At 64.9% G+C, this 478-nt stretch carries 1 protein-coding gene; it reads left to right on the forward strand.

The genetic code is table 11. The features are described 5' to 3' along the window. Nucleotides 1-478 (forward strand): hypothetical protein (locus HX773_RS25755; RefSeq protein ID WP_218168377.1); only part of this gene is annotated, 478 nt, incomplete at both ends.

The raw sequence follows: 478 nt of genomic DNA on the forward strand, positions 1-478 counted from the left end.
CCAGTACGTGCTGGAACACGGCGACTTGCCGACCGACGAGCCCTCGGTGCCGTGGGAGTTGTCCCATGGCCTGTCGATCTTGCATATGGGCAGTGCCAAGGCGCTGCCGACATCAGAGTCGCAATTGCCAACCCGGGTGCTCAAGGACGGCACGTTGCTGGGCTGTCGCAAGTGGGAGCTGCTGGACCTGCTGTGGAGCGAGGCGCTGATCAAGTGGATCGAGAACCTGCGGCGTCATGCCACTTTCGCCACCACGCCGATGGTGATGATGATGGATCGCGAGGTGGTCCTGGCGATTGCCGGCGACTGGGGCACCGGGCCGTTCGACAGCCATGCACCGGCGGTCGCCGTGGCCAATCAGATGCAGCTGGCCCAGGCCGATTTCACCATTCACCTGGGCGACGTCTACTACGCCGGCACCGGCTCCGAAGAGGACGTCGACATGGCCGGTTGGCCGATGGGCAAGCACGGCGCGTTC

The sequence above is a fragment of the Pantoea sp. B9002 genome (assembly GCF_013385945.1).
Lineage (GTDB): Bacteria > Pseudomonadota > Gammaproteobacteria > Enterobacterales > Enterobacteriaceae > Pantoea.